The 6,271-nt window shown below is 57.9% G+C and carries 4 protein-coding genes and 1 pseudogene; 1 reads left to right on the top strand and 4 read right to left on the bottom strand.

Going from position 1 to position 6,271, the window contains the following annotated elements:
• A partial coding sequence (gene ppsA / locus Q0341_RS12800; RefSeq protein ID WP_299513983.1) for a phosphoenolpyruvate synthase occupies positions 1-2,293 on the bottom strand: 2,293 nt, incomplete at its 3' end.
• Positions 2,294-2,436: 143 nt separating this feature from the next.
• Here ppsA and Q0341_RS12795 point away from each other — a divergent pair.
• Entirely contained in the window at positions 2,437-3,258 is an 822-nt protein-coding gene (locus Q0341_RS12795) for a pyruvate, water dikinase regulatory protein (RefSeq protein ID WP_299513981.1), read from the top strand.
• A gap of 46 nt (positions 3,259-3,304) precedes the next feature.
• Here the strand turns inward: Q0341_RS12795 and glmM are convergent, their stop codons facing one another.
• The 3 genes and pseudogenes from glmM to Q0341_RS12780 form a co-directional block, all read right to left on the bottom strand.
• Complete coding sequence (gene glmM / locus Q0341_RS12790; RefSeq protein ID WP_299513978.1) at positions 3,305-4,633, bottom strand: phosphoglucosamine mutase; 1,329 nt, start codon at positions 4,631-4,633, stop codon at positions 3,305-3,307.
• Between the two features lie 92 nt (positions 4,634-4,725).
• Positions 4,726-5,574 carry a dihydropteroate synthase gene (gene folP / locus Q0341_RS12785; protein ID WP_299513976.1) on the bottom strand — a complete coding sequence of 283 codons (849 nt, stop codon included), beginning with the start codon at positions 5,572-5,574 and terminating at the stop codon, positions 4,726-4,728.
• 92 nt (positions 5,575-5,666) lie between these two features.
• Positions 5,667-6,271: pseudogene (locus Q0341_RS12780) on the bottom strand (cell division protein FtsH); the annotation flags it as partial.

The following is a 6,271-nucleotide window of genomic DNA, read 5'->3' as shown; positions in this document are numbered from 1 at the left end:
GGTCCGAGGGGCCCTGGCCGCAAATGCCGATGTATTTGCCCTGCGCCAAGCAGGCTTGGATGGCTTGCGAGATCAAGGCTGTGACCGCCGGATCACGTTCGTCAAAATCAGCGGCCAGCAGTTCCATGCCCGAGTCACGGTCCAGGCCCAAAGTCAGCTGAGTCAGGTCGTTGGAGCCAATCGAAAAGCCATCGAAGAACTCGAGGAACTGCGCCGCCAGGATGGCGTTGCTGGGCACCTCGCACATCATGATGACTTTGAGGCCCTCTTCACCACGGCGCAAACCTTGGCTGGCCAACAGCTGGGTGACCTTTTCGGCTTGCCCCAAAGTGCGCACAAAGGGCACCATGATCTGCACGTTGGTCAGGCCCATCTCACCGCGCACGCGCTTGAGGGCTTCGCACTCCATGGCAAAAGCTTCGCCAAAATCGCGGCTGATGTAACGCGCTGCGCCGCGGAAACCCAACATCGGGTTTTCTTCTTCCGGCTCGTAACGGCTGCCGCCAATGAGTTTGCGGTATTCGTTGCTCTTGAAGTCCGACAAACGAACGATAACCGGCTTGGGCCAGAAAGCGGCGGCGATGCTGGCCACGCCTTCGGTGACTTTGTCCACATAAAAAGCACGGGGGGACGCATGGCCACGGGCAACGGATTCCACGGCTTTTTTCAGGTCAGCGTCGATGGCGGGGTAATCCAGGATGGCCTTGGGATGCACGCCAATGTTGTTGTTGATGATGAACTCCAGACGGGCCAGGCCTACACCGGCATTGGGCAGCTGAGCAAAATCAAAGGCCAGCTGGGGGTTACCCACGTTCATCATGATCTTGGTTTTGATCTCGGGCAGCACACCGCGCTGGATCTCGCTGATCTCGGTTTCCAGCAAGCCGTCGTAAATGTGGCCGGTATCGCCCTCGGCGCAGCTGACGGTGACCAGCGTGCCTTCGGCAAGTTGCTCGGTGGCGTTTCCGCAACCGACCACCGCAGGAATTCCCAGTTCTCGGGCAATGATGGCGGCGTGGCAAGTGCGACCACCCCGGTTGGTCACAATGGCGCTGGCGCGCTTCATGACGGGCTCCCAATTAGGGTCGGTCATGTCGGTCACCAACACATCACCGGGCTGGACTTGGTCCATCTCGCTGATGTTGTGCACCAAGCGCACGGGGCCCGTGCCGATTTTTTGGCCAATCGCCCTGCCCTCGGCCAGGATGGCACTTTTGCCTTTGAGCTTGTAACGCAGCTCTGGCGTGCCTTTGGCTTGGCTCTTCACCGTTTCTGGTCGCGCTTGCAAGATGTAGAGCAAGCCATCGGTGCCGTCTTTGCCCCACTCAATGTCCATGGCGCGGCCGTAATGCTGCTCGATGACCACCGCGTAGCGGGCCAATTGCTCGACCTCAACATCGGTCAGGCTGTAGCGGTTGCGCAGTTCGGTGGGCACGTCGGTGGTTTTGACCAACTTGCCCGAAGCGGCTTTTTCAGCGGGGGTGGCAAACACCATCTCGATCAGCTTGGAGCCCAGGTTACGGCGGATCACGCTGCGATTGCCCGCGGCCAACATCGGCTTGTAGACATAGAACTCGTCTGGATTGACGGCACCCTGCACCACCGTCTCTCCCAAGCCATAGCTGGAGGTGATGAACACCACGTCTTCGAAGCCCGACTCGGTGTCGATGGTGAACATGACACCGGCCGCACCCAAATCGGAGCGCACCATGCGCTGCACACCCGCCGACAAGGCCACGTCCGCGTGGGCAAAACCCTTGTGCACGCGGTAGCTGATGGCGCGGTCGTTGTACAAGGAGGCGAACACCTCTTTCATCTTGTGCAGCACGTCCTCGATGCCGACCACGTTCAGGAAGGTTTCTTGTTGGCCTGCGAACGACGCATCGGGCAAATCTTCGGCGGTGGCCGAAGAGCGCACCGCAAACGAAGCCTCAGGGTTGTCGCCCTGCAAACGCACAAAAGCTTCGCGAATCGCTTGCGCCAAGTCGGCCGGGAAAGGCTGGGCTTCGACCATGGCGCGAATTTCAGCACCCGCTGCGGCCAAGGCGCGCACGTCCTCGGTATCCAAAGCGTCCAAACGCGCATTGATGCGCTCGGTCAGGCCCCCAAACGCCAAAAACTGACGAAAAGCGTGGGCGGTGGTGGCAAAACCCGTGGGCACGCGAACGCCAGAAGGCAACTGGGAAATCATTTCCCCCAAACTCGCGTTTTTGCCCCCAACCGACTCGACGTCGGTCATGCGCAATTGTTCAAAGGGAACAACCAAGGCGGTCTCATTGAAAAGTTCAGACATACAAAGCTCCAAAGTTAAAACCCGGCTCCAAGGCGCAACCGGGGTTTTTGTTGTTCTTTGAATGGAACCCCGAATAGACAGCAATGGATAATCGACTGATTTTAGGGGTCTTGTTGACTCCGCCATTTGAAATTACCTCAACCATGTCAAACCGCACCGTTTTTTTCGTCTCAGACGGCACCGGCATCACCGCCGAAACTTTCGGCAACGCCATACTGGCCCAGTTCGACATGAAAACCCGGCATGTGCGACTGCCCTTCACCGACACCATCGACAAAGCACACCAAGCGGTTCGGCAAATCAACCACACTGGCGACGCCGAGGGCAACAAACCGATCGTGTTCACCACCTTGGTGAACATGGATGTCCTCAAAGTGCTGCAAGAAAACTGCCAAGGCATGCTGCTGGACATGTTTGGCACCTTTGTGAACCCCCTGGAAAGCGAATTGGGCATCAAATCACACCACCGCATCGGCCGTTTCTCGGATGTGAGCAAAAGCCAGGAATACCACGACCGGATCGAAGCCATCAACTTCTCGCTGGCCCATGACGATGGCCAGTCCAACCGAGACCTGGAGTCGGCCGATGTGATTTTGGTAGGCGTCAGCCGCAGCGGCAAAACCCCAACCAGCTTGTACTTGGCCATGCAGCACGGATTGAAAGCCGCCAACTACCCTTTGATTCCAGAAGACTTTGACCGCAAACAGCTGCCCCCTGCCCTGGTGCCTCACCGGCAAAAAATTTTTGGATTGAGCATTCACCCCGATCGGCTGGCCGAAATACGCGCCGAGCGCCGGCCCAACTCCCGTTACGCCAGCCTTGAAAACTGCCGCATGGAAGTGTCAGAGGCAGAAGCCATGATGCGCCGGTCCAGCATCCGCTGGCTGTCCACCACCACCAAGTCGATTGAAGAGATTGCCACAACCATCTTGCAAGAGATCAAGCCAGAGCGGCTGATTTATTGATTTTGGCGTTCGGCCTCAAGCCCACAAAGCAGACCGCTGAAACCCCTCAAGCCAAAGTGGCCGCAATGCGCTCAGCACATTGCTGGGACTGCGCCGCATCGCGGGCCTCCACCATGACGCGCACCAAGGGTTCGGTGCCACTGGCGCGAATCAACACCCTGCCCGACGCTCCCAGCTCAGCCTCAGCAGTCTCTTTGGCCTCCCACAAAGGTCGGTGGCCTTTCCAATCAAAGCCAGGGCTCAAACGGACATTGATCAGAGTTTGGGGAAACAACACAACGCCCTCCAACAGCTGGGCCATGGTTTGTCCACTGCCGACACAGGCTTGCAGCACCTGCAAGGCACTCACCAAACCGTCCCCTGTGGTGTGCTTGTCGAGCGCCAGCAAATGGCCAGAACCCTCACCGCCCAGCAGCCATCCTTTTGCGTGAAGAACTTCCAAGACATAGCGGTCACCCACTTTGGCCCGTTCGAATTGCACGCCCCGCTGCTTGAGCGCCAACTCAACCGCCAAATTGGTCATCAGTGTCCCTACCACGCCAGGCACGGCTTCGTCTCGGGCCAGTCGGTCAGCCACCATCAAATACAACAACTCATCGCCATTGAACAAGCGACCCGAAGCGTCTACGAACTGCAACCTGTCTGCATCGCCGTCGAGCGCAATGCCGTAATCAGCCCCATGGTCTTTCACGGTCTGAACCAAGGCTTGTGGGTGGGTTGCGCCGACCTCTTTGTTGATGTTGAGGCCATCGGGTGAGCAGCCGATCGCGATCACCTCGGCCCCCAATTCATGAAACACCTTGGGCGCAATTTGGTATGCGGCCCCGTGTGCGGCGTCCACCACGATTTTCAAACCCTTGAGAGTCAAATCGTTGGAGAACGTGCTTTTGCAAAATTCGATGTAACGGCCAGCGGCATCGTTGAGGCGACGGGTTTTGCCCAGCGAAGCGGAGTCCACCCAGACAGGCGCTTCGAGCAATGCGGCCTCCACTTGCGCCTCCCAAGCATCAGGCAGTTTCTTACCCTGCGCACTGAAAAACTTGATGCCATTGTCGGCAAAAGGATTGTGGCTGGCGCTGATCACCACCCCCAAAGAAGCGCGCTGCGCCCGGGTCAGATAGGCCACCGCTGGCGTTGGAATCGGGCCCAACAGCACCACGTCCACACCTGCCGAATTGAAACCAGACTCCAGCGCACTTTCGAGCATGTAACCCGAAATTCGGGTGTCTTTGCCAATCAGCACCACGGGGTGAGCTTCCTGAGCTTTCAACACCCGGCCCACCGCATGCGCCAATCGCAAAATGAAATCGGGCGTGATGGGGCTTTGGCCCACGGTGCCGCGAATGCCGTCTGTACCGAAATATTGTCTCGCCATGAACCCGCCCTTATTTTGATAACCAGAACATCGATTTTAGCGGCCCAGCCTCCGCAAATTGCTGACAGGAACACTGATCCGACATCAGCGCATCAAAGCTTTTCAGACTGCATAGCCAACCATACCTTGAGGGCATCTGCCGTGGGCTTGATATCGTGAACCCGCACCACAGAAGCCCCCCGATCAACGGCCAACAAAGCCGCAGCCACGCTGGCGGTGAGTCTGTGGCTTGGGTCCGGTGTTTGGCCGTTTTCGGCCAATAAAGCGCCCAAAGATGACTTGCGCGACCAACCCGACAGCAGGGGCCGCCCCAGTTGCAGCAGTTGTGCCTGTTGGGCCAACAACTGAAAATTTTGCGCGGCGGTTTTTCCAAACCCAATACCTGGATCAAGCACCAAGCGTGCGGTAGACACCCCCAAATCTCGGAGTGTTTCAGTGCGAGCGTTCAAAAAATGGGCAACCTCGGCCACTGCCTCACCGCTCATGGGTGCCAACTGCATGGTTTGCGGGTCGCGATGCATGTGCATCAAACAGACACCGCAAGAGGGGTGAGCCGCCACCACACGCTCGGCACCGGGTTGGCGCAATGCCCAGATGTCGTTGACGATGTCCACCCCGAGATCCAGAGCCACCTGCATGACCTCGGGTTTGTAGGTGTCCACCGAAATCGGCACCTGCCAACGTATAGCCTCTCGTAAAAAAGGCAACAAACGGGCCAGTTCATCGGCCAAGGGCACGGCCTTGGCACCCGGCCTGGTCGACTCGGCTCCTACATCCAAAATTCCAGCGCCATCGCGCAGCATCTGCTCGGCATGGCGCAGGGCATAAGCGGGATCAACGTGCTGTCCGCCATCCGAAAACGAATCGGGGGTGAGGTTCACGATGCCCATGATCCAGGGTCGTGAAAGGTCCAATTCAAATCGGGTGGTCTGCCATTGCATCATGGGCCTCGTGGGTCAAAAATACGAAGTCATCGTAGCCAAGAAAAACGGGGCCCGAAGGCCCCGCTGTCGTGTGAATCACCAAGGGAAAATCAAGCCGCAGTGGTGGCTGGCTCCGCTTGCACCACCGGGGTGTCGCCACCACCGCTGTTGCCTCCGGACGGAGGGGTGCGGGGAGTCCAGTCTTTGGGAGGCAGGGGATCGCGTCCTGCCATGATGTCGTCGATCTGGTCTTTGTCGATGGTTTCCCATTCCAACAAAGCCTTGGCCATGGCGTGCATTTGGTCACTGTGCTCTTCGATCAAGCGACGTGCCAAACTGTACTGCTCATCAATGATGCGACGCACTTCCAAATCCACCTTTTGCATGGTGGACTCGCTCATGTTGGTGGTCTTGGTCACTGAACGGCCCAAGAACACTTCGCCTTCGTTTTCGGCATAAACCATTGGGCCCAACGCATCGGTCATGCCGTAACGCATCACCATGTCACGGGCTATCGACGTAGCACGCTCGAAGTCGTTGCTGGCGCCAGTTGTCATTTGGTGCATGAAGACCTCTTCGGCAATCCGACCACCGAACAGCATGCTGATCTGGTTGAGCATGAACTCTTTGTCGAAACTGTAGCGGTCTTTTTCAGGCAGGCTCATGGTCACACCCAAAGCGCGGCCACGAGGGATGATGGTGACCTTGTGCACGG

It is taken from the genome of uncultured Limnohabitans sp. (genome assembly GCF_937889215.1).
Classification (GTDB): domain Bacteria; phylum Pseudomonadota; class Gammaproteobacteria; order Burkholderiales; family Burkholderiaceae_C; genus Limnohabitans_A.
This window is presented reverse-complemented; position numbering and strand designations above follow the sequence as displayed.

What these genes read in the sequence shown, in the direction of transcription:
- glmM (WP_299513978.1), bottom strand. Translation starts at nt 4,633, where the DNA reads ATGGCGAGACAATATTTCGGTACAGACGGCATTCGCGGCACCGTGGGC.
- Q0341_RS12795 (WP_299513981.1), top strand. Translation starts at nt 2,437, where the DNA reads ATGTCAAACCGCACCGTTTTTTTCGTCTCAGACGGCACCGGCATCACC.
- folP (WP_299513976.1), bottom strand. Translation starts at nt 5,574, where the DNA reads ATGCAATGGCAGACCACCCGATTTGAATTGGACCTTTCACGACCCTGG.